This is a genomic window from Paenibacillus sp. 453mf (assembly GCF_900116105.1).
GTDB lineage: Bacteria > Bacillota > Bacilli > Paenibacillales > Paenibacillaceae > Paenibacillus > Paenibacillus provencensis.
In genome coordinates this window covers 863,337-889,644 of record NZ_FPAC01000001.1, presented here as the reverse complement: position 1 = coordinate 889,644, position 26,308 = coordinate 863,337, and the positions used below count along the sequence as shown (strand labels likewise).

Below are 26,308 nucleotides of genomic sequence, written 5' to 3'. Positions count from 1 at the left end.
CTCCTTCCGTGCTTATAAAATGGATTCTTATTCTTCTACCTTATGATGACTCGATTGTCCCATAAGATGATTATACATGCAAGCATCGTAAGGTACAGCAAAAAGGGATGGACCCTATGAGCAGGGTCCATCCTATTATGTGCTTTCGTTCACTTCTGACAGCTTGCCGCTTGCTGATAAACCGAGCTTCTTGAGAAGACGAATGGCTTCTCTTTTTTCATCCTCCGAGAGCCCTTGCTCGGCTCTAATGATTACTTCGTGATGTTGAGGGAAGATTTGCTCAAAGAACGCAGTTCCCTCCTCCGTAAGCTCAGCATAAATCACTCTTCGATCCTCCAGAGAAGCTCTGCGTATAAGAAGCTTCTTATTCTGAAGCTTGTCCACTACATAAGTAATATTGCCGCTGGACATTAAGACCTTCTCTCCAATTTTTTGAAGCGGCTGAGGGCCTTTATGATACAAGAGATCAAGAACACCAAATTCAGTCGTATTCAAGCCATGGCTTTGAATATCACGGTTTGATCGTGCGGTTACTGAATTATATGCTCTTGCAAGCACCACAAACAGCTGAAGCGATAAATCCTTGTCATCGCTAATATTAGACATAACCTTGCCTCCAGTAACTATAATCCACATGAAGTTTGATAAACTCCATAGCTAAAATGAAGTTATCACCCCCTGTCTATGGATTTCTTTCCTCACTTGCGTTTAATTTCTATTGTTCCATTTGCATGTGCAACAACAATCGTATCTGCCATATCTACAAATAAACCGTTGTCAACGACACCAGGAATCATGTTGAGCTTCTGATTCAACGACTCTGCATCAGAGATGCGGCCCAGCTTGCAGTCTGCAATGTAATTCCCGTTGTCTGTCTTGTATTTTTCCGACCCGTTCATTCGCCATGCAGGATGGCAGCCCATTTGATCCAGCGCATGGTAAGTCCATTCACAAGCAAATGGAACGATCTCTACAGGCAGTGGAAATTTCCCTAATGTATGTACTACTTTGCTTTCGTCAACGACAATAACGAGACGCCGGCTGTTCATCGCAACAATCTTTTCACGCAATAGTGCTCCGCCGCCGCCTTTAATCAGATTCAGACGACCATCTACTTCATCCGCTCCATCAATGGTAATATCAAGCCGTCCAATTTCTGAGAAAGGGACCAATGGAATTCCTAATTCTCTTGCTTGATCCTCCGAAGCTTGTGAAGTAGCCACCGTTTCAATTTGCAGTCCTTCATTCTTTACCCGCTCACCAAGGCGCTGAATTGCCCAATAAGCCGTTGAGCCTGTGCCTAGTCCAACCTTCATCCCGTCTTTAACATACTCTACTGCTCTCTCAGCAGCTAAACGTTTTAAATCCACCCTGAGTTCAACTCCCAATCTTGTTCGCATTTATATACTATTGTAACCGATTCATGTTACGTATGAAATATATGTTCTTACGTATTCTATAAGCCATCAGACTTTGACATTTTGAATTATTATACAGGAATAACTCGGTTTGTTCCATCTGTTTACCAGCATGTAATCCCTTATCTTAGATAGATCCGGACAATGCCTATGATGGCGAGATGCAGAGGATAGAAGCTTGTCCACAACCAGCGTGGAACGGAAGATCTGAGTAAAGCTCCCTTATAAATGGCAAAGGCAATAAATAACGAAGATATCGTGCTCCATATCTGAATTTGTGACTGCAGCATATCTATTATATTCAAGAACAGATGTGCGAACACCATCACGAAGCCTTCGGTATATCTATAGATAAGCACGAGTAACAAACCATACATTCCGTAATCCATTGTTGATATTTCCATAATAAACCCAGCTGAGAAAACTATGAAGACGGCTGCAACCTTATTCTTTACTTTGTCCAGCGCCTGTAGTACAAGAAGCGAAGCCAGCAAGGTCCACACGACATTTAGTGTTGATTGGTTAAATGCAGCCATAAACGGGATCTGAGATACAACGGCAATAATAAACAAACGGAAGGAATAACGCTTTACATTACGTGTATGTTTATACCCAAGAAATATAGAAAACGCATATATGGGAAAAGCAATTCTTCCTATAATGCGAAGAACGCTATGTTCTGGAAAAAACACCGCCCCTATGTGGTCAATCAGCATGGTGATCATAGCAATCCAGTGCACTTAATCCGTCCCCTTCCTGTACATAATCATCTATTATCCCACTGAAGAGGAAATTCTACAATTAAGGATAAGCAGAGTAAACATCAAATTCTGATTTCCAATGATTCCAAAGAATCCAATAATTAAAACAATACCGATAAAGATAAAATTCATTTCCCTCCCGGGAGATCGGTAATGTATAAGTTCCCCTCGCTAGACTCCTGCCAGCTCAATGAATAACTGAAGCAAAGTCGTCTTCGACACTCTCCCAATCACTTCATGCTCACCTGCTTCTCTTGCTTCTCCTTCACCACGTATTACAGGGAGACAATTGACTTGATAGCGAATCAGCATTTGGGCAGCGAGCCCGACCGGATCACTCGGCGCAAGGGCAACGGTTTGCGCTCGTCTGGTCATGGTGAGGCTAACTGGAATGGTTTTTAAATCTGCATGTCCGAGTGTGATTTTGAGCAGATCCTTTCGAGAAACAATACCTACAAAATCAAGGCTTTCATTTTCCACAAAAAGTGTTCCTGTATTCTCCTGAAATAACAAAGCGACTGCATCATATGCACTTCGATGCTCCTGGATCAGAATGGGTGGTGTCAGCACATCGTTAATCGTCAGCCTGGATATTTGCTCATTCATCTGACTGAGCTCACTTATTGCCGTTCCAAGAGTATATCCAACCTTAGGCTTCGCATCCAGCAATCCGAGCATCACCAGTATAGACAAGTCAGACCTGATGGTAGGACGGCTTAAACCGAGCTGCTCTGCAATATGGTCTCCTGTGATCGGGGCGTAACGTGAGACCAGGTCGATAATTTCCTGTTGTCTGCTCGATAATTCCATAACCGCACCTCCTCTGATTCCTTCGTATACACCATTTTAAATATATCATTTCTTCATCATGCTGACATATATAGGATCCATTTTAGTTAAAAGCTTGGAATACCGATTGACAGATATTATCACATTCAATAATATTAGCATGACAAGTAAAATGATCAAAAAGGTTTACATTGAAAGGAGTTCTATTCCATTTGAACACATCCATATCAGATCGCTCCATCGGCTTCATGCTCGGTGTTATTCATAGACGTGCAGTTAGTGTAATGACCCAGCGGCTCAAAGCCTATGACATCACGACAGAGCAGTGGTCTGTCATGCTGCAAATTTACTTGAACGAAGGCCTGAATCAGCGTGAAATCGCCGTTAAAGCCTATAAAGATCAACCCACCACAACAAGAATACTTGATATGCTGGAGAAGAAGAACCTGATTATACGCAAGCCCAGTCAAAAGGACCGCCGTGCCTTCGAGCTCTTTCTTACTGACCTCGGCAGAGAACTCTCCGGTACATTATTGCCGTTAGAAAACAGCTTTAATGAAGAAATTGCTCAAATCATTCCGAAGGAGGATATGGAGGTTTTTTGGAATGTACTTTCGGAGATGGGATCTTATCTTGATACACTTCTAGAGAAGGAACCCCAAGCGAAGTAATACAGGTTTAAATATGTACACAGTAACATCTCACACACAGAAGGAGTTTAACAAAACACATGCAGCATGAACAAACGAAATTATGGACGAAGGAATTCGTTATTTTAACACTATGTAATTTTTTGCTGTTTCTACAGCTACATATGATCGTTTCTACGCTGCCAGCATATGTGCAGGGCGAATTCAGCGCCAATTCCTTACAAGTCAGCCTGTTCACTACCCTGTTTGCACTTAGCGCCATTATTGCCAGAATCTTCGCTGCTAAGCAGTTAGAAAAAGGAAAGCGCAATTTCATGATCTACTTTGGTATTCTCGTTGCCCTGCTCGCTACGCTCGGCTATCATTTTGCAGCCATAATGGGTACTCTCCTGGTCTTGCGCATGGTGTTCGGCGTAGGCTTCGGCATGAGCAGCACCGCCTTCCCTACGATGGCCTCCGATATTATTCCTGTAAAACGGATGGGAGAAGGAATGGGTTACTTCGGTCTGTCCACGAGCCTCGCGATGTCTATAGGACCCATAGTCGGATTATCACTGCTTAACTCTAACGGCTTTGGACTGCTGACCTGGTCAACTGCCATCATTATTATTGTCATCGTTCCGCTTAGTTATATGCTCACTTCCAAAAAAGTAAATAAACCACAGGAAGTGAACAATCCTTTTGCAGTGCCTGAGAAAAAAGGCTTCAATACTGCGCTTGTTATTCCATCCTTTCTTAACGGACTCATGGCCGTATCCTATGGAGGCCTGGTCAGCTTCATCGCTATCTTCGGTGCAGAACAAGGGATTGCAAATCCAGCGCTCTTCTTCTTGTTTAACGCCATTGCGATCTTAATGATTCGACCAATTGCAGGACGTATTTATGATTCAAAAGGACATGGTGCACTGATACTTCCCGGCTCCATATTTATTATTATCGGACTCGTCATTTTATCATTCACCAGTTCTACGCTCAGTCTATTCTTTGCTGCTTTTTTGTTTGGATTAGGCTATGGCTCACTTCAGCCAACCTTCCAGACATGGATGATTCAAGTCGTTCACCCTTCTCAGCGTGGCTTGGCCAATGGTATGTTTTTGAACACCCTTGATTTCGGAATTGCCATCGGCGCTCTCTTGCTAGGCATTATCGCCTCTGTTACCAGCTATGCAGATATGTACCGTTACTCAGCACTATTCATCGTTCTGTTGCTTGTGATTTATGTGATTTATGCGCGCTTGGCCAAACAGCGTGCAGCCACACAAGAAGGCTAGAGTTGACCAAAGAGCCTGCATTTCTAAACGAAATGCAGGCTTATCTTTTTAAACTTTCTTTTTAACTCTGACCATGCTCTTTCCACCTAAACGGTAATGCACATTTTTTGTTTTTTTGTTATCTCCATTCTTATCGTCCCCATCCTCTGAGGGCCGGATTGCAAACAAGGTAAGCAGAATGCCTGCTGCTCCCACAGCGGCAAGCGTGATAAATAGGATTAAATGCGATGTACCCAGCAGAATTGAGATAACTGGCGGACCTAAGGATACCCCGATAAACCGCATGCTGCTGAATAATGCCGTAATCGTTCCCCGCTGCTCCTCCTCAATCCCTTCCGTGATCAGTGCATCCAAACAAGGCAGCGCAGCGCCAATGCCGATTCCACCGGCGGTAAATACACCAATGACGTAGTAAATCTGGCTTGAGAAGCCCATGACAACCAGCGATGCCGTCATTAAGATAAGTCCGAAGCAGCCAATCCATTTCATTCGCTTTTTATGTTTGCCAATGATCTTGCCACTCCAAAAAGAAGACAGGCATAGAGCAGCAAGAGGAATCGCAAGGATAAAACCTTTGGTCACTCCATGAATGTCGTATCGGGATTCGAGAACCTCGGATAAATAAAACAGCACTCCGAATATAACAAACATACAAATACAGCCTACTGCAAAAATCGCATAAAGCCAGCGCCCTTTCTCGGCAAGAATGTCTTTTATAGATCCGATAAACTCCCGGAAAGAAGGCGCTTCCTTTTTGGTACTCGGACTTTTAACCAAGAAGATGACGAGGAGAACAGAGATTAGGCATAGAACCGGAATCATCAAGAATGGAGCATACCATAGCCATACGGCAAGTGCGGCGCCAATGATGGGACTTAGCACTTTCCCTAGAGTATTTGAAGTTTCAATAATACCCAGGCTCTTGCTTACCTGCTCTTCATCTTCAAACATGTCTCCGACCAGCGGAATGACGATGGGAAAAGCTCCGGCTGCTCCAATGCCTTGCAAGAGCCTGCCGCCAAGGATGACCCAATACGCTGCGCCATTCGTCAGCCACCAGGCAGCACCTGCCGATACAGCTCCTCCGACAGCTGCAATGATAAGGCTCGGAATGATTACGGCCTTCCGCCCAAATCGATCCGACAAATACCCCGCAATCGGAATAAGTATAATGGCAACGACTGCATAGACGGTGATGAGCATACTAACCATAAAGGTCGAGACTTTTAGCTCTCTTGATATTTGCGGCATGATCGGGATCAACGCTGAGTTGCCCAAAGTCATAATTAGAGGAATGGATGAAAGTGCTGCCAGATCGAGCTTCTTGTTTTCCATTGGATGTTTACCCACCTTTATAAAGTTGGAAAATGCAATAAGTGCCTGCCAATCAGCACATCATGTGAGTATTCTCTGCTTGCGACTATATTAATGTGGCTATTTCCTGTTTAAATTATACGCGCTTGATCAGGAACTACTAAATTGGAAGAGTATTGGAGGAATATGCGAAGTGAACAAAAAAAGGCGGTGCCAAAGGCACCGCAGTGTCAAATCAAATGATTTTAAAGTGATATTGAAATCTTGCCAGTAAATGCGTCAGGAGTGACAACAATACCATGCTCTCCATTCGCAGCCGTTCCGCCTTGTACAGCAGATACTTCATGAATACCGCGAAGAACGAGCGTCCAGGCTTTACCTGTTCCTTCAGCCGTTACTTCGATGCCAGCTCCAGAATGAACGGCCTTCACATTCAGCTCTTGTTCAGAACGAGTGCTCACCACATTCGCTTCTGCCTGGTTACCTTCACCAAGCTCGAACAAATGCAACGACACATTCTCAGCATAGTCATATTCAATCACATCATTAACCGCACCCACTGCAATCAAGCTGTTCGGCTTGATCATCATCGGCAATGTGCGGAAGCTATGATTCTCACGAACGAAGCGTCCGCCTTGAATTTTCTCTCCTGTAAGGAAGTTGGTCCAAGTGCCTTCGGGCAGATAGTAAGTAACATCGCCTTCTTTGTTGAAGATCGGCGCAACAAGAACGGAGTCACCAAACATATATTGAGTGTCCAAGCTATATGTTGCAGGGTCCTCTGGGAACTCAAGCATCATCGCACGCATCATTGGAATGCCTCGTGCAGACGATTCTTGTGCAGAATTGTACAGATAAGGCATCAGGCTGATCTTAAGCTTAGTAAAGTCGCGTACGACATCCACGGATTCTTCGTCAAAGAGCCAAGGCACACGATAGGATGTGCTGCCGTGCAAACGGCTGTGGGAAGACAGTAGTCCAAATTGAACCCAGCGCTTGTACACATCTGGCGTTGCTGTATTCTCGAAGCCACTGATGTCATGGCTCCAGAAGCCGAAGCCGGACAGTCCAAGTGACAATCCACCGCGAAGCGATTCAGCCATGGATTCATAAGTCGAAGAGCAATCACCGCCCCAATGAACAGGGAACTGTTGACCGCCTGCTGTTGCAGAACGAGCAAATAATGCAGCTTCATTCTTGCCAAGCTTCTCTTCAAGCAGTTCAAATACGGCTTTGTTATACAGCTGAGTATAATAGTTGTGCATTTTAACCGGATCAGAACCGTCAAAGTAAACGACATCTGTAGGAATTCTTTCACCGAAGTCTGTTTTGAAGGAGTCCACACCTTGATCAAGCAGCACTTCCAGCTTGCTCTTATACCATTTAACAGCATCTGGATTCGTGAAGTCGACAAGAGCCATTCCGGCTTGCCACATATCCCATTGCCATACGCTTCCGTCCGCTGTTTTGACCAAATATCCGTTCTCCATACCTTCATCGAACAAGTAGGATTTTTCTGCAATATATGGATTAATCCAAGCACAGATTTTAAGTCCTTTGTCTTTCAGACGCTGAATCATGCCTTCCGGATCTGGGAACATTGCTTCGTCCCATACGAAATCAGACCATTGATACTCCTTCATCCAGAAGCAGTCAAAGTGGAATACGGAGAGAGGAAGATCTCGCTCAGCCATGCCGTCCACAAAGTGATTTACTGTTCCTTCATCATAATCTGTAGTGAAGGAAGTCGTCAGCCACAGACCAAATGTCCATGCTGGAGGAAGTGCCGGTTTTCCAGTCAACCTCGTATAGTTGTCAAGCACATCCTTCGGATTGTCACCGCCGATGATGAAGTATTCCAAAGTTTCTCCCTCAACACTGAATTGAACCTTGGAGACGTTCTCGGACGCAATCTCATAGGATACACGTTCAGGATGGTTTACAAATACACCATAGCCTTTGTTGGATAGATAGAATGGAATGTTCTTGTAGGATTGCTCACTGCTTGTACCGCCATCTTCATTCCAAGTATCAACCACTTGACCATTCTTCACGAATGGAGTAAACCGTTCACCCAAACCGTAAACGTATTCACCTACACCCAGGTCAAGCTGTTCACGGAAGTAAGCTTCCTTATTCGGTCCTGTGATGTAGCCAGCTGCTCTGAGACCACTGCCAGTGATACGTTTGCCTCCGTATAGGAAGCTTACGTCCCAGCCGTTTGTTTTGTCGATTTGAACTTCAAGCTCGCCACTCTTAAGTACAGCGCCTTGTTCGTTTGCCGAGATCTCAACGTTAGCATCCTGACTGATCAGCTCGAACTCAGGACCTTTCTTCACTCTGCCCTTATGGTGGTTAAGCGTTACACGAATAACGTTCGGCATAGGAGAGCTGTAAGTTGCTTTGAGCAATGTACCGTTCAATGTGTCGCCTTTGGTGCGAATATATTTAGTAGCCGCATGAACGGTTAGAGAATTATCTTTTTGTATAATATCACGAATATCAGTCGGGTTTTGAATATGGTACCCTTCACGAGTCAACCAGAATCCATCAGTAAATTTCATGTTTTCTTTCCCCCTTCGGTTATACTATAATAATATTGATATTATTATCGTTTTTCTTACGTTATTTTGATGAATAGTATCAATATTTTGATATATTTTCATCCGGATTGCCACTTTATATTAACATAACGCACATATTATGGAAGCGATTTCAACATAAGAAGCTATTATCTGCTATATATAGGATTTCTACTATATAAGTAGAAGAGAAACAAGGAGCTTGGTGATATGAATAAAGAATTGTTAAAAGAGAATCGCGTGCATGGCAACCCAATGTATCCTGTTAGTGTCTATCCGTCAGTAGATCAGCTGAATGGAGACAGCATTCTTGACTGCCATTGGCATGATGAGATGGAGTTTATTCTTATTGAGCGTGGTTCTGCTGTCTTCCATATTGATATGAATATTTACGAAGCACAAGCAGGCGATGCCATCTTTGTAGGCAGCGGCGAAATTCATGCCGGCTATTTACAAGGAGAGGAGCGCTGCGTCTTTTCAGCCATCGTATTCGATCCAGCCTGGCTGTCCAGTGCTTCGTTTGATTCACTGCAGGAGAAAATGATGGATCCCATATTGAAGAGGAAATTACTCCCTCCTCGCCATATTTCACGTCATACGGAATGGGGCAGATCTGTCCTCTCACACATTGATCGGATTCTGCTGGAGCATGAGCTAATGAAGCCGACGATGGAACTCTCGACCAAGGCACACCTGTATCTGATTCTTGCAGAGATGTACACTTATATGCAGCAGGCAGCGGATTTAGGAAATAACATTGCCGCCGGCAGTCCGGACAAGATTGAACGTCTAAAGACCGCTCTCGGCTATATTCATGATCACTATAGTGAGCCTATCAAGCTCAAGGACTTGTCGGAACATATTAATATGAGTGAGGGGCACTTCTGCCGTTTCTTCAAACAAATGGTCCAGAAGAGCCCGATCGATTACATTAACAATTACAGAATCCAAAGAGCATGCAAGCTGCTGGAAAATACAAATTATAAGGTTGTAGATATTGCGATGGAGGTTGGTTACGACAATCTCAGCTACTTTATTACTTTGTTCAAGAAACAAAAAAAGATGACTCCTTCACAATATCGCAAGCTGTTCATTGAACAAATCTCTTTGGATCCCATTTCGGTAACCTAATTGAAGAAAACAAGGGTGAGTTGGTAAGAACACACAGTTCTTACCAACTCACCCTTGTTACAATTAACGGCTCGCTAGTTTAGACCAGTTACCATAATCATGAACCGAAATTCCGATATAGGAATCATGCTTATTTGCCATTTGCTCAAGCTCTTGCAATTCTGCACGCATGTAATCACAGTCTTCTTCATAGAAGGTAATAAAATTCCCTTCATTGCTTCGATTCGTTTCAACGGCGATGGATACTTTCTTACCAAGCTCGGAGGCTTCCTTCAGTTCGCTGGCTGCTGCATTGTAGATGGCATTTGCCGTATCCCGATACGCCATGACAGCGACTGCATCAAATTGGCGAATCATCCAGCTGCTGATCTTCATATCCCCACCAGGTACAGTATAATTATCAAGCCAAAAAGGAATATCCGCAGTAATCTTCAACTCCATGCGTTTTGCTTCATTCGTTAGATACGATACATTAGACTGCCACTGAGCGACAACACTGTCTCGATCTGACTTCCATTCTGCAAGCACATGGGGCTCAATATCCACATGTATTCCCGAAAAACGCTCGTTCTCTTCAGCCCCGCTCTGATACGCTTCTATCCATTCTACAAAGCTCATTAATCCTTCACGCCCCGATGATAGACCCCATGCAGGTCTGCCGTCCAAAATTTGAACCTCAATCCCTTCAGCAGTAGCCTTGCTGATAAAATCTTTATAATACGGTATAGCCACATCTCTATTTATTTGCAAATAGATTGCATTGATCCCCTGTGTTTCTGCAAAATCCAATATTTTGTCGGGCTCACTTTTGATTTGTGTTGTATCCCATAACCATGTTCCTGTTTGTTTACTGGAGTAGGCTGTAGCTTCTACATCCATTGCTCCCCCTGTAATTGATCCTGCCATAATGACTGCAGCCAACAGTACCGCCGCTTTTTTACCTGTCTTCTTCCACATCTCTTACGTACACTCCTTCGATTTTAGGAACGATGCCTTATATCATGCCCGTTCTCTATTAATAAATCGGCAACCGGCTGTCATCATAAGTCATTAGACTCACCTTAGACCCATGGCTTTGCGTCTTTGCTTTTCAGCAAATTTGCCTCCAATTCGTATACAATGACGTCCCTTTGTCTCATGAGGTAATTACCTTAGTCTTACGCTTCGACAATTTTCAAAGGACGAAAGTATTACTTTATATTCTTCGGAGAAATACGAAAGCATTTTATAGGACTTTTTGCTTATTTAATGATTCCGACCTATTTAAATTTCACTCGAACGAAAAAATAGGCAAGCAGACAGATGTCTACTTACCTATTTTAGACGAGTAAATATATAGGTTATTTCTGTTAGTGCTCAAACAAAGAAACGATCTCAATTCCGTTTGCAGAAATACGAACAAGCCCCTTATCGGACAGCCGCAGCTCTGGTATAACAACCAAGGCCAATAATGACAACGTCATAAACGCATTATTCAAGCAGCATCCAGAGGCTTGAAGCGCCTCGCTAATGGCTTCAGACTGCGAAGCTACGATTTCAAAAGGCTCCGGTGACATAAGGCCTGCAATCGGCAGCGGAAATTCTGTCGTTCCCTCATCGGTTACGACGGCCACTCCGCCTTGCATACTCACTACCCGGTTAGCCGCTTCAGCCATTAGATTGTCATCTGTTCCGATCACCATCAGATTATGGCTGTCATGAGCGACCGTCATGGCAATCGCGGCAGGTCGGTTAAAGCCTACTCCACTAACAAGAGCTACTGCCCTGTTTCCTGTTCTATGATGTCGTTCAATAACAGCAATCTTGCATACATCCTGATCCATACTAAGGATGAGTTGGCCTGATTCTGCTCGGACTGTCTTGAAGACTTCCTTCGTCTCCACATGGTTCTCTGTCACTTGAATAATGCGCGCGTTTAGCTCACCCTCCTGAACAGGAGTCTTGATCACAAAATGATCCGCTTGAATGTCGGCCTTTAATTGAACAGTACCCAGTGCATTTTGAGGATAGTGATACTTATCCCAGGAAGCCACCATTTTTCCTTCCCGGGCAACCACTTGACCAGCCGCAATAGTCGTGTGTACATTCACATCAGCGAGTCTTCCATCCAGCAGAATAATATCTGCAATTGAACCTGGTATAATTGAACCGACATCTCTCTGGACGCCAAACCGTTCTGCCGTATTGATCGTTGCCATCTGAAAAGCCGTTACCGGTTTGACTCCCTGTGAAATGGCCAGACGTACAACGTAATTCATATGCCCTTCATTCAGCAGAGATTCTGAACTGCGATCATCAGTAACAAGCATCATCCGTCTTGTATCTAGTCCCAGCTCAGTCGACGCCTTAATCGTTTCTGCTACGTCATGCCAGGCTGAACCTTGCCTCATCTTGGCGTACATTCCTAGACGGATTCTTTCCTGTACATCCTCTTTGGTCACACATTCATGATCTCCTGTTACACCGGCCGCAGCATATACAGGCAGTCTCCAATCATCAGCTGCCCAAGTAAAGTGACCGTCAACCGCTTTACCCGCACGCAGCGTAGCTTCTATTTCTCCAATCATCTTCTCTTCCCCGTACACGACACCCGGAAAGTTCATTACTTCCCCTAAACCAATCATGTCATTACCCCAGCTTAATGCTTCAGCTACCTCATCAGGACCGATATATGCTCCCGTCGTTTCCAGCTCAGGACTTGTAGACGGTACACAGGAAGGCGCCTGCATATAAGCAGCGAGCGGTGTAGTTCTTGCCTCTTCGAGCATATATTTAAGACCGTTCAGACCAAGTACGTTGGAAATTTCATGCGCATCAAAAAATCCGCCTGTCGTCCCTAATGGGAGCACAGCTCTTGCAAATTCCGCTACGGTTAATTGGGTGCTCTCAATATGACAATGACCATCAAGCAGCCCAGGTGCAATATACTGCCCGCTCGCGTCAATAATTTCTGTGTCCGGTCCAATCGTATGTGAAGCATCCTTGCCTACATATGCAATGCGAGAGCCTTGCACAGCAACAGACATGCCCTGCAATATTTCGCCTGACACGACATTGACCAAGGACCCGTTCTGAATAACTAAAGAAGCCTTTTGATCTCCTCTAGCCGTAGCAACGAGCTCTTTCACGCAATCAGCCAATGCTGGCCTTGCAAATTGTTTTTTCATCATTTGAATTTCCCCCATTCACCGTAAAAAAGTAGATTGTTAATGATTATAGTAGTCTGAAGGTTACATGTAAACATAATTGACTTAAGAGTTTATAATTCGTCAGGAAATGATGAGAACAACCTCCATTTCCTTACATCACCCTCTCTATAATCTTTCATTATATGTAATAATATTCAATTAGATCCTTGTTGCAAAAAACAGCAGCACGATTCCCATAAAGAGAATGTGCTGCTGGACTATTCCAGTTGACCATGCTTAGATGATGGTTTTTGGTACGGTTATTTCGAATATTCAAGTTCATGCTGATACAGCTGAGAATCAACCATTGATACAAATGGACTGACTGCACCTTTGGAGTAAATGTACAGCAAATGCATCGCACGCGTGCACGCTGTATAGAACAGTTTGCGTTCACTTTCTCTTGAGTACGCTTTGGCCGATCCATCATAAATCATGACTGCATCAAATTCTACACCCTTAGCCAGGTATGCTGGAATGACCTGTATTCCTTTTTCGAAACCAAGCGTCGTTTTTTTAATAAGCTTGGGCGCTGTGCTCAGCTTGCCCAGAAGTCGCTCGTGCACCTTAAGACTTTGACCTGCGGACTTACAGATGACAGCGATGGACTCGTGCCCTTGTGACTGAAGCTCCTCAAGCTTCAATACCATTGCTTCCTCCATCTCATCTCTCTTCCCATATTCATATACATATGGCTTCTCTCCCTCACGATTGAATGGAACGATGGCCTCACCATTAGGCAGCAATGACTTTGTAAATTCTACGATTTCCCTCGTTGAACGGTAGCTGCGCGTTAGCCTTATCACTTCCGCCTTATCTGTACTGTATATATCCCTTAGCTCACTTGTCCCACTAAGTACAGATGAATGGGCATAAATCGCCTGATTAAAATCTCCTAACGCTGTCATCTTCGCACGGGGAAACATTTGTCTGAAGAATGCGAGCTGGAATGGAGAATAATCCTGGGCTTCATCAACGATCACATGGCGGATATTCGTAAACACGCGAAACCCTAATAATGAATCCTTTAGGTACAGGAACGGAGTCGTATCTTCGTATGCAAGCTCCTGGTTATTCATTTTATCTATCGTAAATTTGCAAATATCATTCCAAGCCGCCGGAAGGCGTGAATGATCAACCCCACAAGATGACTGGGCATCCTTGAATATAGCTTGGTAGAGGCCTTTCATGTCGACAAATCGAGTTGCTTTCACCCATTTTCGAAGGGGCTTAAGTCGATCTGATACTACCATTTTGGCCAATATATCCCTTTCCACGTCAAAATCATTAAATGTATCCTGCTTGCCGCGCTGCTTCCGTCGTAATCTCTGATAGGCCCGGTGATAGTCTTCTGTGCCAAGCAGCTGAATTTGTTCATCTACCCAAGCTGCTGTAAGTTCGCCTTTGCCAAAAGCAGCAAGCTCCTTGAGCATCCATTCTTTGAGCAGTTCAAGCCGGCTCGCGATTCGAATGCCCTTGTCAAATTCGTAAAATTTCTGCGTGATCTGCTGTGTGGAAATGACCTCTCTTCCGAGAAAACGAAGCGGTTTGAACATCATTCCCGCATGTGCAAGTCGATCTTTATAGCTTAATATCAAATCAAGAAACTCGGGTGAGGACTTGAACTGAATCCCTTGAATTCGAGCTTCATAACCAGGATCATCAGATTGAGATAAGACATATTCCAGCTGAACAAAGGGATCCTCAAGCTGATATTCTTTGCCGATTCTTCGTTCCAAATACTCCTGAAATGTAGTCTGCAGCATGTTCTCTTCGCCAAGCTCAGGCAAGACGGTAGATACATAGCTGTTAAACATCGGATTCGGTGAGAACAGAATCATTTGGTCAGCCTTAAGAAATTCCCGATCTTTGTATAGTAAATAGGCGACGCGCTGCAAAGCTGCCGATGTTTTTCCACTTCCAGCTGCACCCTGAACGATTAACAAACGGCTTGAATCATTTCGAATAATCTGGTTCTGCTCTTTTTGAATGGTCGCCACAATACTTTTCATGGACGCATCAGAGCTTTGGCTGAGCACGGCCTGCAATAACTCATCGCCAATCGTAACTCCGGTATCAAACATGAACTTGATATCCCCATCACGAATGGTAAACTGCCGTTTTAACGTAATTTCACCTTCAATCAGGCCAGAAGGTGTTCGATAGGATGATGGCCCCGGAGCCCCGTCATAGTACAGATTCGATATCGGAGCGCGCCAGTCATAGACAAGAAAATCGTTCTCCTGCTCTGACAAAAAGGAGGCAATCCCCAAATATATGGGTTCTGCTGTATCAGAACCCTTCTCCACAAAATCAATACGTCCGAAATATGGATTTCCTTCCAGCTTATTGAGTTTTTTGAGTGCATTAAATGCGTTTTTGTGGCTTCGTTCCCGTTCAGACAGTACCTCGGATTGCTGCCTTAAGTTTGTAGAAGTCTCACCAACATCATCTGCTTCACTAAAGTTAATGGTGACCTCATCCCAAAATTCTTTTCGCATTTCAACCACTTCTCCGCGAACAGAACCTACTTCACTCTCAAGCTTGTTAATGGATTGCCGAATTTGTTCGGTAACTTCGTCCACTCTAGACTGTTCTAGTCGCCATTCCTTGTCCGTACTCAAGTGATCCGCTCCTTTTTGATCATTTTCTAACTGTAATTTTAATTTTCATACCATAGCTGTAAACTCATAAACCAAACATTAGTCCATCCTCAGCTCTTCCACCGTTTCCGTCCATCGTGTAATCACTGAATCTGGATCAATCAGCTGAACCCGAATACCAGCTTCAATATGAGCGTATTTCGCTTGATCTATCTTTAACGCATGAATATGCGCGCTGAACCTGTCTCTTTCATGTTTGGCAGACATTAATGGAGCAAGCGGCTTAACAGCTACTTTGAGATAATAGACGCGTTCTGCGTACACAATAACCAGCTCAGCTTTGCCGCTGCGTTGCATATTGTGAGAAGTTATCGTACCGCGCCATAATGCCAGCCTTAATGTATAATCATCCATTGCTACAATCTCACCGACACTGATCATTGCTGTATGCGGCCAGCCTTCCTCCGTTACCGTCTGCAGCATGAATGCTTCGTTCTGTTTAGACGGAAGGCGATCTCCGTCCAACAGTTTCATCAAGGGTTCAGGAATCGATATATATTTATTCATATTTTTCCCCCATGTTGCTCTTCTCAATCTCCCGATGTTAAGCAAAGTATCCACACACTCTTTAACAGAAAAACAAACAACAAGAACAAACCCGGGCGACTTTCTCAGTAGCCCGGGCTGTTCTATTATTGTAGCCAATGAATGGATATCATGCAAATAAACAAGGATAAGTTCAAGTTGTTGCTTCATAATCTTACGAGTGCTGGAATCGGTCCAATCGAAATGCGGATAAATTATAACGAATGGAATCACCGTTCACAAGCTTGGAGATGAGTTCACCTACCGCACTGGCAAACTTGAATCCATGTCCAGAGAACCCGCAGGCAAGAACCACTCCCTTATACTCAGGGTGATAGTCGATGATAAAATCCTCATCAGGCGTATTCTCATATTTGCAAGCTGCTCCCCGAATCAGCCTGCCACTCGCTTCCGGAAGATATTGCTGGAGCGCTTGACGAAGAATCTCTTCATCTGTCCCGCCTGCCTGAAACGGAAGCAGTGGAGCATCCGGATCTATTAATGTCCCCCAATCATGGCGACCGATCTTTAATCCAGATCCATCCTTGCTGGGGAACCCGTAATATAGTCCATTCTCTGTATCGAGCGTAAAACCGGGAAATTGGGATACATCAAACAGATCAGGCGCCTCAAACCATCCGATGACCTGTCTTACCGCAGCAACAGGCGGCTGAATAGATCCTGCAGTTTTATTAGCCCAGGCTCCCGTCGTAATTACAAGCTGATCTGTTTCATACTTCTCTGTAGCCGTATGTACGATAAATCCGGAGCCAGATGCTTCCCAGTGCTTGACCTTGGCACCAGTAACTAGTCTTGCGCCATGCTGCCCGGCAAGCACCTTATAGGCATGGAGTACAGGCTCCGTCAGCAGATACCCTGCCCTGCGCTCCAGTATACCTGCATATCCTTTCGGCAAATGAAACCCTGGCCATCTGTGTTTGATTTCCATGGTGCTCATTCGTTCTACCGAAAGATTAAATGCAAGGGCATTATTCCACTTCTCTTCTGCTAACGGATCATGATCTGGGGCTATGTTCAGCACACCTGAAGGGATCAACAGCGTACTGCTGCTTTCTCGTTCTAGCTGATTCCACAGTTCATGTGCTCTTACTGCCATTGCGTTGTATACGAGGTCTCCAGTGTATGCATAACGAAACAATCGGGTATCCCCATGATGGCTCCCTTGCGTATGAGGCGGTTCATAGGCATCGAGCATCAATACAGATTTGCCTGACTTAGCAAGGTAATAGCCGCTGCTAAGTCCCATGGTTCCTGCGCCAATAATAATGACATCCACTTTATTCTCCACGGAACACACCTTCTTTATGAGTATTCAGGATTATTATCTAGCGAAAAGTCTACTGAATTACCCCGAATTAGATATTGTAAAGATCATAAACGAATTTACTTCGTCCACGCAAGTATACATTTTACACCATATTCTTATTTTTTCAGCCATGCCGATAACCCTTCAGAGCTATCCTTCGTTTCTTCAGAGTCTAGAATATGGTCAGCCAAGCGGTTTAGACGTTCTAGCTGATATCCGTAATCATACATTGCTGCTGCAACGATGGACAGCCGAAGCATTCCCTCCCGCTCAAAATCAATGCCCTCGATCGCAGATTCCATGAACTCCACATTCGTGCGCACCAGCTCTTCGCCTTCCTGTTCATTGGGCTTAAGCTTATCTTCGAACTTGAGCAGAACATGCTCATGGAATTTAATCAGCTTCTCCAGATGCTCATCGAAATACTGATCTGTTCTGTCCGAGCGTTCCGCCTGGAAATAGTGACGATCCACCGCATCAAGTACGGCAAAGCCCTTTTGAAGACTGGATAACATCAGCTTGTAGACGACCATCTGCCTCGTTGAGCTGAACTTGGCCCGCTTCAGCTTCTGCTGTTCTTCTTCAAACAGATGATACTTATCCACAAGTGATTTGATCTGACCTTCGAGATCATTCTTCTCATCCCGAAACACCGATTCTTTAATTTCATCCGATATAGACGTTCTGAGCAGCAATGACATGCGGTCAAAGACACTTCTGATCTGCATTACAAATTGCAGCTTGGGCTTTGGCGGAGATACAGTGACGTTAATTACCGATGCAGACACGATACCGATTAGGGTCAGAATGAATCTGTCTACTGCGTAATGCCAGTCCCCAGAGGCCTCCATAATAGATACAACCGTGACAAGAGTAAGACCGATTGTATCGCCCATCTTTAATTTGAGACAAATACTAATAACCAGTATACAAGCCAATCCGACTGCAATGGGTTCATTAGAGAACACCATCCCTCCGATCAGTGCAACGATTGCGCCAAGGGTCGTAGATTGGACTTGATCAAGAAAGTATCGCCAGGATCGGTATATAGAGGGCTGCATTGCAAAAATGGCTGCAATTGCCGCACCCACAGGCGACTGGGGAATGTTCAGCAGCATGCTTATATACAAAGCCAGTGTGACTGCAATCCCGGTCTTCAACACCCGAGCGCCGAAAGACATCCCTATAAAGCCCTCCTTCTAGGAATCAAGATTAGATATTTTTGTATTATTACCCCAAAACCACAAATTACGTAAACCTGTTCTTCTCAAATGAACGATTTATTGTACCATGACTTTCCTGAACTTTCGAGCACATTTGTAACAAATCAATGAACAATGAAAGCAGCGTACACTTCGCTTAATAAGGTAAGTCGAATATTGTATATAATTACCTTGGTAAAATCCTTCCACCTCGATTGCTTAACTTTTCCAAGCCGAGTATTATGGTTTCACATGGGAACATTTCCAATATTTTTTGGACAGGCAGACTGCTGTTCCTATAGTAAAAATACTGTACAGCTTAGAGGGGTTGACAACATGTTCAGAAAGAAGCTAGGCCTGCTTACACTCGCATTCATCATGGTATTTACTATTATGGGTGGAGTCGCATCGGCAGCAGCCGCGCCGCAAAAAATCAAGGTATACCTGGACGACGAATTAATGACATTTCCAGTGACACCAGCCATCAAGAAAGGGGTAACGTTTGTTCCCTTCCGTGCTTTATTCGAAGCATTTGATTACTCGGTGAAATGGAACAATGCAGAGAAACGCATCAACGCAGATAACGGCGATGTGAAGCTCCAGCTCTACGCTGGAAAAACAACAGCCCATATTGATGGTCAAAGAACCAGCCTTCCTGCGGCACCTTACATAGAAAAAGGAAGCACGCTGATTCCGCTCCGCTTTGTTGCTGAAGCTACAGGCTACACTGTGTCCTGGGATCAAAGTAATAAAACGATTCATATTTCCACCTCAGCAGGAGATGAAGAGACTCAGCAAAAGGTAGATGCCTTCCTTAAACAGTTTGGTACTGCTGAGAGTGAACGTGATCTTAATAAGGTTAAGTCAATGCTCGACCCGGAATCACTCAACTACGATTTCATTGTGGAGTATTACGAAGAGTTCTTCAAATCCCAGGGAACGACAACGTACTCGAACATTGAGATTATTGATGCAGATGAAGGCATGATCCTAGCCTCGGTTACCCGTACGGAAATTTGGACGGGAGGTCCATTCTTCTTTGACCTCACTGAAGATGATGTGTGGCTGTTCCTGACAGAATCGCCAGATGGAAGCTTGAAGCTGAATGATGAACTCAGTGGCTATGGATATTATCATGCGCTGGACTTGATTGGCCATACACCGGCCGTTCCTGCTGAGGATCAAACAAGTATTGAAGAAACACTTAGGGCTCAATACGAAGGTTACAATAACAAGGATGCAGACCTTGTATTGTCAACCCACGATCAATCCACATGGATTTATCGCAGTCTTAAAGAATTGTTCGATTCCGGCTTTTTGAATGAGGTAGACTATAATCTCTCGGCTTCTTCAATTAATATTGTTCAATATGATGCGAATACTGCGATTGTTCATGCTGAGGAATCGGATATTGAAGGTGATCTGACAGGCATGTACTACATGGTAAAAACAGAAGATGGAAGCTGGCTCATCGCCGATGCATTCTCTCTTTATCCAGAAGAAGAATACAGTGTTATGTCTCTGATGGACAGCCCGCAGGCACATAAATCAGATAAGAAACACCGCTAAAAAAGCCAACCAGAACTTTCTGGCTGACCTAATAATACGAAAAGGCCCGGGTTCCACCGCATGCACTTGCAAGGGAGCCCGGGCTCTTACTTATATGTTCAGTGTTGATAACTGGCGCAAACGGATCGATTACCCGGAAATGTCGCTGCTCTTCCTCGGCACTCTTCTTGCTACTCCGGTTTGCAGCGCTGCCTCAACGACCTTCTCACGAATGGATTTGACGACTCGATCATTAAAGACACTGGGAATAATATAATACTTTGTCCGCTCCTCATCCGATATGGATGAAGCAATGGCTGTAGCAGCAGCAAGTTTCATCGCTTCATTAATCTCAATAGCTCTGCAGTCCAGTGCAGCACGGAACATCCCTGGAAAGCATAAGACATTATTAATTTGGTTCGGATAATCGGATCTTCCTGTAGCCATGACCGCCACAATATCTTCTACTTCACTCGGCATAATTTCGGGTACCGGATTGGCCATAGCAAATACAATTGGGTCCTTCGCCATCGTCTTGATATGCTCTCTAGTAAGCAGATTCCCTCTGGAGAGACCAATGAAAATGTCCGCGTCCTTAATAACCTCATGAAGTGAGCCTGTCTGAAGATGTGGATTCGTTCGCCCGGCATAATCCTGCCAGATCGGATTATCATACGTTTCCGTCTTCACGAGAGCTCCCTCTCGATCCACTCCGATCAGATTCCGAGCGCCCGCAGACAACAGAATATTACTGCAGGCAACCCCTGCGGCTCCAATACCGCATACGACAATCTTTGTGTTCTCTATCGACTTGCCAACCAGCTTCAGTGCGTTAATCAGCCCGGCATATAATACGACCGCTGTACCATGCTGATCATCATGAAATACAGGAATGTCAAGCTCCTCATTCAGTCTTCGTTCAATCTCGAAGCACCGAGGTGAGGAGATATCTTCAAGATTAATACCGCCAAAAGCTGGCGATATCGCTTTGATTGTACGAATAATCTCTTCTGTATCCTGGGTTTCAAGGCAGATTGGAAAAGCATCTACACCCGCAAGCTGTTTAAACAGCATCGCTTTACCTTCCATTACAGGCATGGCAGCTCTTGGGCCAATATTACCAAGACCGAGCACAGCACTTCCATCAGATACAACAGCTACCGTATTTCGTTTAATCGTTAATGAATAAGCCTTCTGCGGCTCCTCTGCAATCGCGTTACATACTCTGGCCACGTCCGGCGTGTACACTCTGGACAAATCCTCCCGATTGTTAATCGGTGTTTTGGGAGCGATTTCAATTTTTCCGCCCAAATGCAGCAGGAAGGTACGGTCAGATACGTTGATAATGGATACTCCATTAAGATTTCGGACCGCCTCTACAATCTTTTTGTTATCATCTGCATGAGCAGCCGCAACTGTCAAATCTCGAACGGTGATATCCTGGTTTGTTGAGATTACGTCAATGGCAACAATATCTCCTCCAGCCTGAGAGATTGCAGATGCCACTTCTCCAAAATTAATGGTCTTTGTCTTCATTTCAAGTCGAATAATGATGCTGTTTCCGTCAAGATTGCGCTGTATCATGCGGGTCCCTCCCGTGAGATGTAGTCAAAGCATTTATAAACTGTGATTTCGAGACACACCCCTGCTTTTCCTTCTATCCTTACATAAAAAAGACTCTCCTTCGACAGCAGCTTACAAGATGAAGTAAGTACCATACGTTAGAAGAGCCTTATTACCATTAAACAATCAATTTAATCTATTTACCGTGAAGGGCGTTTCAGAATACGAATCCCATAAGGGGCTAATTTGATCCCTTCTGTAAAAGTGTCCTCTCCTTCTGTTCCGGTCAATGAAGTGCCGATCTCCGTATAGGAACGATCATCCAAAGGCATAAACTGTATCTCATCGGTGTAGTTCTGCAGGAAGACATAGTCCGTCTGACCATCTGTTCTAACATGCGCTGTTACGCCTTGAGGGTAATCCCCACTGATCGCCTGGGTGATGCCAAGCTCTGTAATCACTTGATTGTAGAAATCCTGATGGAATGGAGAAGTATTACGTGAAGCAATATAATAAGCTTTGCCTGATCCGAGTGCATTTACGGTAAGAGCAGCACGTCCCTGATAAAAATCACTGTCATATGCCGCAATTGCGGTCGCTGTCTCCAGATGAATGAGATCGCACAACTCTATCGCCTCATAGGCTCCGGTTAAACCGAGTGCATTGTCCTCAAGGGCTGCGACCTTGTTCATCTGCCCGTCATGCAGACCGTCAATTTCCTCTGACCAGATGCCGAGCGTCTTGCGCAGCGGTCCAGGGAAGCCCCCAAGGAAACAGAGATCATTCTCGTCTACAATTCCCGACCAGTAGGTGGCAACGAAGGTTCCGCCGTTCCGAACGAACGCCTCAATACGTTCACCAACACCAGGTCTTACCATATACAGCATAGGAGCTATGAGCAGTTTGTATTTGGCAAAGTCAGCATCCATGTTGATCATATCTACTGAGATTCCCTTTTCCCAAAATGTCTTGTAGTGAGACTGAACCGTCTCATCGTATTTCATTCCTACATTACGAGGTCCTTGCGAATCATGGATTGCCCACCTATTCTCCCAGTCAAAGATGATCCCCACTTCCGCAGGAACACTTGTACCTATAACCTCTTCGAGACCGGTTAATGCCTCCCCGACCTCTGTTACTTCCTTGAATACACGAGTATGTTCACTGCCTACATGATCGACGACAGCTCCATGCAGCTTCTCACTGGAGCCCCGGCTCTTGCGCCACTGAAAATACTGAACCGTATCTGAACCGTGCGCCACTGCCTGAAGGGAAGACAGAAGGTGCATTCCCGGCTTCTTCAGCTTGCTGACCTCCTGCCAGTTCGTCATGCTTGGCGTGCTTTCCATCAGCATAAAAGGTTTACCGCCTTTAATGGAGCGAACAATATCATGCATAAGTGCAACGGTCATTGCCTGATGGCTGTCATCCTGGGCATCATGCCAGGTTGGATAACTATCCCATGATAATACATCCAGCACATCAGCAAATTTCCAGTAGTCAAGACCATCAAAGTAGCTCATGAAATTGGTCGTTGCTGGAAGCTCGGGATTCGCTTCTTTGAGTGGCGCCAGCTCGTGCTGCAGGAAATCAAGCGTCCGGTCGGTAACATATCGTTTCCAATCGAGATTCATCGCATGTACTTGAGTCTCACCATGCGGTGCCGGTGATTCAATCTGATCCCAGCTCGTATACGTATGGCTCCAAAAGGTTGTCCACCAGGCATGGTTCAGCTCGTCTAGAGTTCCGTACTTCGCTTTGACCCATTCCCGAAATCCTGCCTGACAATATTCACAATGGCAGTCTCCGCCAAGCTCGTTCGAAATATGCCAGCCGATGATTGCAGGATGATGAGCATAACGCTCAGCAAGCTTGCTGTTCATCGTATGTACCTTTTCTCTGTATACCGGAGAGGAATAACAGTGATTATGACGGAAGCCGTGAAGATTACGCACTCGATTCCTTCCGACCCTCAGCACTTCCGGATATTGCTGTGACATCCAGGCTGGTCTTGCACCACTTGGCGTAGCCAGCAGTGCATATATACCGTTCTCGGCAAAGGTGTCCAAAATCAGGTCAAGCCATTCAAAGGTAAATACGCCTTCTTCCGGCTCCAGAGCTACCCAGGAGAAGATACCTACAGACATCACATTACATTTGGCAAGCTTCATCAGCCGGATATCTTCTTTCAACACTTCCGGATATCGAAGCCACTGCTCCGGGTTGTAGTCCGCACCATGCAGCATTACAGGTGCTTTCGCAAATAACGGTGAATATTTCAAATTCATACAAGCCCACTCCCTCTCTATCGAATCGGTTTTCCCTCTCATTTGGAAACGATTACATCCTTGTACTTAATCTTACACTTTGAAGCAGGTACAAACAACTTTCGTTCAGTGCGAGTTTCTTAGTGAACTTTGGCCGCTAGACCTCATTTACTAGCTGATAGAGGTCGATCCACTATCTATAAACCTAACCTTTTACAGAACCAACGGTCATGCCTTTAACGAAATATTTTTGCAGGAAAGGATACACAAGCAGAATTGGAGCCGCACCTATAAAGATCTGTGCAGATTTCACCGTCGTTTGGCTGATCAATTCCATCTCCTGCGGATTCATGCTCATCGTGCTCATATCCCGCTGAATAATGACAGTTTGGAGAAAGGTTGCAAGCGGAAAGTCGCCGGAATCATTCAAATACAGCAAACCGTCAAACCATGAATTCCAATGAAATACCATACTGAACAAGCTGATCGTAGCTATCGATGGCAGCGATATCGGCAGGTAAATCGAAAATAAGGTTCTGAAATGGCCCGCTCCGTCAATCAGTGATGCTTCTTCCAGCTCCTTCGGGATCCCTCTGAAGAAATTCAGCATCAAGATGACCAGAAATGTGTTCACTGCCGAAGGAAGCACCAGTACCCAGAACGTATCAATAAGACGAAGCGTTTGAATGACTTCATAGAAAGGAACAAGCCCTCCATTAAAGATCATGCTGAACACAAAGATCCAGGAGTACAGCGTTCTGCCTTTAAATGCCGAGTTTTCTTTGGACAACGGATAGGCAGCGAGAAAAGTCACAATTAATGTGATCGCCGTACCAATGACGGTTCTCAGCACGGATACCCAGATCGAATGTAGGAAGGCCGGATTGTTAATCGTTTTTTTGTAAGCCTCTAGTGAAAAATCGATCGGAATCAGTGAGACCAGATTGGCATCAGCCGCTGCTTTGCTGCTAAACGATACGGCAAGGACATGGATCAGTGGTATGATGCAAAGTATGGCAAGCAATATCAGAAACAGGTTATTGAACGCAGTGAATATGCGGTATGATCTTGTTTTGTGATACATGGTTTCTCCCCCACTCTCAGGTTAATATAATCCTCTAGAAGATACGATAACCGGCCCACTTGTAAGCAAGTCGATAGGATATGAGAATCAGCACCATACTGATGACCGATTTGAACAGTCCAATCGCAGTACCAAAGCCCATCTCTCCATTAAGTATCGCTGTTCTATAGACAAAGGTGTCGATAATATCTCCCGTTTCATATACGAGGGGATTGTATAAGTTAAAGATCTGGTCGAAGCCTGCATTCAGAACATTCCCGAGCGCAAGTGTCCCGACAACAACCGTGATTGGAATAAGTGAAGGCACCGTAATATGCATCGTCTGCTTAAATCGGCTTGCACCGTCCATCTCTGCAGCTTCATAAAGTGCGGGATTAATCCCGGCTAGTGCCGCCAGGAAAATAATCGTATTATATCCGAACTCTTTCCATACGTCGGATATGATAACCGTCAATCGGAACCAGTTGTTGTCTCCAAGGAACAGGATCGGATCGATGCCGAAGGCTCCAAGCGCGCGATTGAACAGCCCTGCGGGAGCGAGCAGATCCACCAAGATGCCGCCAAGAATTACCCATGATAAGAAGTGAGGCAAGTACACCAATGTCTGAATTGAGCGCTGAAGCCCTACTTTTCGTACTTCGTTAAGCAGTATGGCAAATACAAACGGAACAAGCAGATTGAAGATCATCTTGGCTACCGCAATAATTACAGTGTTCCAAATGACCTGCATACTGTCTTCCCGCTCAAAAAGGTAGCGGAAATTATCCAGTCCAACCCATTCGGAGCCAGCAATTCCGAGCCACGGTTTATAATCCTGAAATGCCATGACAATTCCGGCCATGGGCAAATAACTGAACAGGAATAGAAATACCATTGCAGGCAGCAGCATGATATGGAATGGCCATGTCTTTTTGAGTGTTCTCATCCTAGTACCTCCTATTTTCAATCACAATGGATTCTTTCTCTAGAAATAAGGTATAGAAAAGCAGCATACATGATTGCATGCTGCTTTTTCGTTGCCATGC

At 44.8% G+C, this 26,308-nt stretch carries 20 protein-coding genes and 1 riboswitch; of the genes, 4 read left to right on the top strand and 16 right to left on the bottom strand.

Annotated features, from left to right (window positions below):
• Window positions 1-135 precede the first annotated feature (135 nt).
• The 4 genes from BM415_RS04290 to BM415_RS04275 form a co-directional block, all read right to left on the bottom strand.
• Window positions 136-606 carry a MarR family winged helix-turn-helix transcriptional regulator gene (locus BM415_RS04290; RefSeq protein WP_091154947.1) on the bottom strand — a complete coding sequence of 157 codons (471 nt, stop codon included), beginning with the start codon at window positions 604-606 and terminating at the stop codon, window positions 136-138.
• Window positions 607-698: 92 nt separating this feature from the next.
• Window positions 699-1,370, bottom strand: a complete 672-nt coding sequence (rpiA, locus tag BM415_RS04285; RefSeq protein ID WP_091154944.1) for a ribose-5-phosphate isomerase RpiA — start codon at window positions 1,368-1,370, stop codon at window positions 699-701.
• 170 nt (window positions 1,371-1,540) lie between these two features.
• Window positions 1,541-2,158 carry a TraX family protein gene (locus BM415_RS04280; RefSeq protein WP_091154941.1) on the bottom strand — a complete coding sequence of 206 codons (618 nt, stop codon included), beginning with the start codon at window positions 2,156-2,158 and terminating at the stop codon, window positions 1,541-1,543.
• Window positions 2,159-2,350: 192 nt separating this feature from the next.
• A complete protein-coding gene (locus BM415_RS04275; protein WP_091154939.1) occupies window positions 2,351-2,989 on the bottom strand; it encodes a helix-turn-helix transcriptional regulator in 639 nt (212 codons plus the stop codon).
• A gap of 191 nt (window positions 2,990-3,180) precedes the next feature.
• On the opposite strand from BM415_RS04275, the gene BM415_RS04270 reads away from it, so the two are divergent.
• Together BM415_RS04270 and BM415_RS04265 are read left to right on the top strand one after the other, a co-directional pair.
• Window positions 3,181-3,639: a MarR family winged helix-turn-helix transcriptional regulator gene (locus BM415_RS04270; protein ID WP_091154937.1), complete on the top strand. Its 459-nt coding sequence runs from the start codon at window positions 3,181-3,183 to the stop codon at window positions 3,637-3,639.
• 59 nt (window positions 3,640-3,698) lie between these two features.
• Window positions 3,699-4,889 (top strand): MFS transporter, encoded by a 1,191-nt coding sequence (locus tag BM415_RS04265; RefSeq protein WP_091154935.1) that lies wholly within the window; start codon window positions 3,699-3,701, stop codon window positions 4,887-4,889.
• 48 nt (window positions 4,890-4,937) lie between these two features.
• On the opposite strand, the gene BM415_RS04260 is transcribed toward BM415_RS04265, so the two are convergent.
• Together BM415_RS04260 and yicI are read right to left on the bottom strand one after the other, a co-directional pair.
• Window positions 4,938-6,224 (bottom strand): bacillibactin exporter BcbE, encoded by a 1,287-nt coding sequence (locus BM415_RS04260; RefSeq protein ID WP_091154933.1) that lies wholly within the window; start codon window positions 6,222-6,224, stop codon window positions 4,938-4,940.
• Between the two features lie 224 nt (window positions 6,225-6,448).
• Window positions 6,449-8,767 (bottom strand): alpha-xylosidase, encoded by a 2,319-nt coding sequence (gene yicI / locus BM415_RS04255; protein WP_091154931.1) that lies wholly within the window; start codon window positions 8,765-8,767, stop codon window positions 6,449-6,451.
• 228 nt (window positions 8,768-8,995) lie between these two features.
• Between yicI and BM415_RS04250 the strand changes: the two genes are divergently transcribed.
• Window positions 8,996-9,916, top strand: a complete 921-nt coding sequence (locus BM415_RS04250; RefSeq protein ID WP_091154929.1) for a helix-turn-helix transcriptional regulator — start codon at window positions 8,996-8,998, stop codon at window positions 9,914-9,916.
• Window positions 9,917-9,979: 63 nt separating this feature from the next.
• Here BM415_RS04250 and BM415_RS04245 read toward each other — a convergent pair whose 3' ends face one another.
• The 6 genes from BM415_RS04245 to BM415_RS04220 all read right to left on the bottom strand — a co-directional run bounded on the left by BM415_RS04245 (window position 9,980) and on the right by BM415_RS04220 (window position 18,800).
• Window positions 9,980-10,873 (bottom strand): hypothetical protein, encoded by an 894-nt coding sequence (locus tag BM415_RS04245; protein ID WP_091154926.1) that lies wholly within the window; start codon window positions 10,871-10,873, stop codon window positions 9,980-9,982.
• Window positions 10,874-10,938: 65 nt separating this feature from the next.
• Window positions 10,939-11,030, bottom strand: a riboswitch (cyclic di-GMP riboswitch).
• Window positions 11,031-11,265: 235 nt separating this feature from the next.
• Window positions 11,266-13,086, bottom strand: a complete 1,821-nt coding sequence (ade, locus tag BM415_RS04240; RefSeq protein ID WP_091154923.1) for an adenine deaminase — start codon at window positions 13,084-13,086, stop codon at window positions 11,266-11,268.
• Between the two features lie 278 nt (window positions 13,087-13,364).
• A complete protein-coding gene (gene helD, locus BM415_RS04235) occupies window positions 13,365-15,728 on the bottom strand; it encodes an RNA polymerase recycling motor HelD (protein WP_091154920.1) in 2,364 nt (787 codons plus the stop codon).
• Between the two features lie 78 nt (window positions 15,729-15,806).
• The gene (locus tag BM415_RS04230) at window positions 15,807-16,274 is read right to left on the bottom strand and encodes a pyridoxamine 5'-phosphate oxidase family protein (RefSeq protein WP_170862365.1); all 468 of its coding nucleotides are present in this window, start codon (window positions 16,272-16,274) and stop codon (window positions 15,807-15,809) included.
• Between the two features lie 193 nt (window positions 16,275-16,467).
• Window positions 16,468-17,601 (bottom strand): N-methyl-L-tryptophan oxidase, encoded by a 1,134-nt coding sequence (solA, locus tag BM415_RS04225; protein WP_091154919.1) that lies wholly within the window; start codon window positions 17,599-17,601, stop codon window positions 16,468-16,470.
• A 134-nt stretch (window positions 17,602-17,735) separates the two neighbouring features.
• On the bottom strand, window positions 17,736-18,800 hold the full coding sequence (locus BM415_RS04220) for an FUSC family protein (RefSeq protein WP_091154916.1): 1,065 nt from the start codon (window positions 18,798-18,800) through the stop codon (window positions 17,736-17,738).
• Window positions 18,801-19,157: 357 nt separating this feature from the next.
• Here BM415_RS04220 and BM415_RS04215 point away from each other — a divergent pair, with 357 nt between their 5' ends.
• Complete coding sequence (locus BM415_RS04215; RefSeq protein ID WP_170862364.1) at window positions 19,158-20,390, top strand: copper amine oxidase N-terminal domain-containing protein; 1,233 nt, start codon at window positions 19,158-19,160, stop codon at window positions 20,388-20,390.
• A 129-nt stretch (window positions 20,391-20,519) separates the two neighbouring features.
• On the opposite strand, the gene BM415_RS04210 is transcribed toward BM415_RS04215, so the two are convergent.
• The 4 genes from BM415_RS04210 to BM415_RS04195 form a co-directional block, all read right to left on the bottom strand.
• A complete protein-coding gene (locus tag BM415_RS04210) occupies window positions 20,520-21,953 on the bottom strand; it encodes an NAD-dependent malic enzyme (protein WP_091154913.1) in 1,434 nt (477 codons plus the stop codon).
• Window positions 21,954-22,132: 179 nt separating this feature from the next.
• On the bottom strand, window positions 22,133-24,220 hold the full coding sequence (locus BM415_RS04205) for a beta-galactosidase (protein ID WP_091154912.1): 2,088 nt from the start codon (window positions 24,218-24,220) through the stop codon (window positions 22,133-22,135).
• A 184-nt stretch (window positions 24,221-24,404) separates the two neighbouring features.
• On the bottom strand, window positions 24,405-25,283 hold the full coding sequence (locus BM415_RS04200; RefSeq protein ID WP_091154909.1) for a carbohydrate ABC transporter permease: 879 nt from the start codon (window positions 25,281-25,283) through the stop codon (window positions 24,405-24,407).
• A gap of 34 nt (window positions 25,284-25,317) precedes the next feature.
• Entirely contained in the window at window positions 25,318-26,208 is an 891-nt protein-coding gene (locus tag BM415_RS04195; RefSeq protein WP_091154908.1) for an ABC transporter permease, read from the bottom strand.
• Window positions 26,209-26,308 lie beyond the last annotated feature (100 nt).

What these genes read in the sequence shown, in the direction of transcription:
- BM415_RS04290 (WP_091154947.1), bottom strand. Translation starts at nt 606, where the DNA reads ATGTCTAATATTAGCGATGACAAGGATTTATCGCTTCAGCTGTTTGTG.
- BM415_RS04275 (WP_091154939.1), bottom strand. Translation starts at nt 2,989, where the DNA reads ATGGAATTATCGAGCAGACAACAGGAAATTATCGACCTGGTCTCACGT.
- BM415_RS04265 (WP_091154935.1), top strand. Translation starts at nt 3,699, where the DNA reads ATGCAGCATGAACAAACGAAATTATGGACGAAGGAATTCGTTATTTTA.
- BM415_RS04260 (WP_091154933.1), bottom strand. Translation starts at nt 6,224, where the DNA reads ATGGAAAACAAGAAGCTCGATCTGGCAGCACTTTCATCCATTCCTCTA.
- yicI (WP_091154931.1), bottom strand. Translation starts at nt 8,767, where the DNA reads ATGAAATTTACTGATGGATTCTGGTTGACTCGTGAAGGGTACCATATT.
- BM415_RS04250 (WP_091154929.1), top strand. Translation starts at nt 8,996, where the DNA reads ATGAATAAAGAATTGTTAAAAGAGAATCGCGTGCATGGCAACCCAATG.
- BM415_RS04245 (WP_091154926.1), bottom strand. Translation starts at nt 10,873, where the DNA reads ATGTGGAAGAAGACAGGTAAAAAAGCGGCGGTACTGTTGGCTGCAGTC.
- ade (WP_091154923.1), bottom strand. Translation starts at nt 13,086, where the DNA reads ATGATGAAAAAACAATTTGCAAGGCCAGCATTGGCTGATTGCGTGAAA.
- BM415_RS04230 (WP_170862365.1), bottom strand. Translation starts at nt 16,274, where the DNA reads ATGAATAAATATATATCGATTCCTGAACCCTTGATGAAACTGTTGGAC.
- BM415_RS04220 (WP_091154916.1), bottom strand. Translation starts at nt 18,800, where the DNA reads ATGTCTTTCGGCGCTCGGGTGTTGAAGACCGGGATTGCAGTCACACTG.
- BM415_RS04215 (WP_170862364.1), top strand. Translation starts at nt 19,158, where the DNA reads ATGTTCAGAAAGAAGCTAGGCCTGCTTACACTCGCATTCATCATGGTA.
- BM415_RS04210 (WP_091154913.1), bottom strand. Translation starts at nt 21,953, where the DNA reads ATGATACAGCGCAATCTTGACGGAAACAGCATCATTATTCGACTTGAA.
- BM415_RS04205 (WP_091154912.1), bottom strand. Translation starts at nt 24,220, where the DNA reads ATGAATTTGAAATATTCACCGTTATTTGCGAAAGCACCTGTAATGCTG.
- BM415_RS04200 (WP_091154909.1), bottom strand. Translation starts at nt 25,283, where the DNA reads ATGTATCACAAAACAAGATCATACCGCATATTCACTGCGTTCAATAAC.
- BM415_RS04195 (WP_091154908.1), bottom strand. Translation starts at nt 26,208, where the DNA reads ATGAGAACACTCAAAAAGACATGGCCATTCCATATCATGCTGCTGCCT.